The organism is Photorhabdus kleinii (assembly GCF_025384885.1).
GTDB lineage: Bacteria > Pseudomonadota > Gammaproteobacteria > Enterobacterales > Enterobacteriaceae > Photorhabdus > Photorhabdus kayaii.
In genome coordinates this window covers 1-1,811 of sequence record NZ_JAJAFY010000112.1, presented here as the reverse complement: position 1 = coordinate 1,811, position 1,811 = coordinate 1, and the positions used below count along the sequence as shown (strand labels likewise).

General features: G+C 49.0%; 4 protein-coding genes. All 4 read right to left on the bottom strand.

Annotation, left to right across the window (positions count from 1 at the left end; all coding sequences use genetic code 11):
* Window positions 1-524, bottom strand: a 524-nt coding sequence (locus LG003_RS22760; protein WP_262981731.1) for a baseplate J/gp47 family protein, incomplete at its 3' end; no start/stop codon positions are given.
* 4 nt (window positions 525-528) lie between these two features.
* A complete protein-coding gene (locus tag LG003_RS22755) occupies window positions 529-867 on the bottom strand; it encodes a GPW/gp25 family protein (RefSeq protein WP_112876961.1) in 339 nt (112 codons plus the stop codon).
* Window positions 867-1,496, bottom strand: a complete 630-nt coding sequence (locus LG003_RS22750; RefSeq protein ID WP_112876960.1) for a phage baseplate assembly protein V — start codon at window positions 1,494-1,496, stop codon at window positions 867-869. Before LG003_RS22750 ends, LG003_RS22755 begins: the two co-directional genes overlap by 1 nt.
* A partial coding sequence (locus LG003_RS22745; protein WP_262981730.1) for a phage virion morphogenesis protein occupies window positions 1,493-1,811 on the bottom strand: 319 nt, incomplete at its 5' end. The genes LG003_RS22750 and LG003_RS22745, both read right to left, overlap by 4 nt.

The following is a 1,811-nucleotide window of genomic DNA, read 5'->3' as shown; positions in this document are numbered from 1 at the left end:
CGCGACATAATAGTCACAGTGACATTTGCCGGTGACGGGCTGATAGCTGATGCATCAGCAACACGGCCATCAGCACTCCGGGCATGATATTCATAAGCACCCACCGGCCCGGCAACGCTCAGCCCCTCGAAAGCCTGGGGGATACGAACGCGAAAATCGTTATCGGATTCCATGATAGCCGCAATAGGCGGAACCGTGTCGTTATCAGCTTGTTGCAGCATGAGACGCGTAATATTGTTATTTGCGCCCAACTGATCTAAATCGCTACCCGCTGCATAGGCCACCATCACCGCGCGAGCCGCTTCATTCACGCGCTGGCGCAGCAATAACTCCCGATAAGCATTCTCTTGTAATAATTTCACAATGGGTTCAGATTCCAACTCAAGCGTGCGAGTGATTGCAGCTCGTTGCTCTTCGGGATAAAGAGATATCAGCCTGGCTTTACGTTCAGCCAACAGGCTTTCATAATCCAGTGGCTCGACGACATCAGGTGGCGGCAACTGGCTTAAGTCAATGGTCGGCATAGTTTCACCTCACGGGGATAGCTATTGTTAAGTCATTTCCGTTGATATAAACGCCAGTTATTTCAACGTGCATTTCTCCCGCTTCTGCTCGCTGAAATGTAATTGTTGTGAGTCGTACGCGGGGTTCCCAACGCATGATTGCCATATAACAAGCACTCATAATTTTTAGACGTAATGCCGGATTCTGCGGCTGATCAATCAATGCGGGCAGCAATGAACCGTATTCGCGTCGCATGACGCGTGTGTTGATTGGAGTCATTAAAATATCGGTGATGCTCTGGCGAACGTGTTCAATATCAGTCATGTTGCGGCCCGTTTGCTTATTCATACCCAAAAATTTCATTATGCAGGGCCTCCTGATGTGTCACCGCCTGATCTGACGCCGGTGTGTTTATGGGAATCCACGATCACCCCGTTTGAGCTGAATTGCCCGTCGTTATGCTCAATATTTCCAGTCATTTTTCCGCCTTTTTGCACTACCAAGCTGGCTGTTGTCAGTAAATTGGTACAAATGACGTGAGGCGTATCAAGCGTAATTTGACTGCTTGCGGTACAAGTCATTTCTGGCGCAGTGACATGAACAGAACCGGAGGCATTCACCGTTGCGGTTTTAATACCCGTTACTTTTAAGGCACTGACCGCTGGCTCATATTCCATCACTGCCCCATCAGGAAAAGCAATATGAACAGCCTCGGCAGAAACTGACGGCGCCGGAAACTGATCAGAATAAACAGCCGGTAAGACAAAAGCAGTAGTCAACTCTCCACCAATGGCAAGCAATAAAACCTGTTCGCCAACACTGGGCGCCCACCAGGTACGGGAATGACCTGCTCGCAGTGTCAGCCAGGGTATCCAATCCGTTTTTAAGTCACCTGTCCTTACCCGGCAACGATGACCAACGAGATCAACATCCGTGACCAAGCCGACGCGGATAATATTTGTTAATAGTCGATGCAATTCTGGCAGTGTCATAGTTCACTCACGAGGTCATGATAAATTAATTCAATCAGTTGCAGTCGCTCATGCGGCGTGATGCCTAACAATTGACGTTGCGGATACTTCGTTTCTGCCAACGCGTTAATACTGCCTTCCAAACCGTATTGATGCTGACGAGCAATTGCTGCGGCCCGGCCTTGAAAACCAACAACAGCGGCGGCTGATGAGGCACTGGACTTAAGAAAACGCGCGGTTCTCAATCGCCGGAACATCGGATCGCGGCGATTTGACGTTTTTTTCACTTCACTGTGATTGATTTCCAGATAACGCTCTATATTACTGCGATAAAAT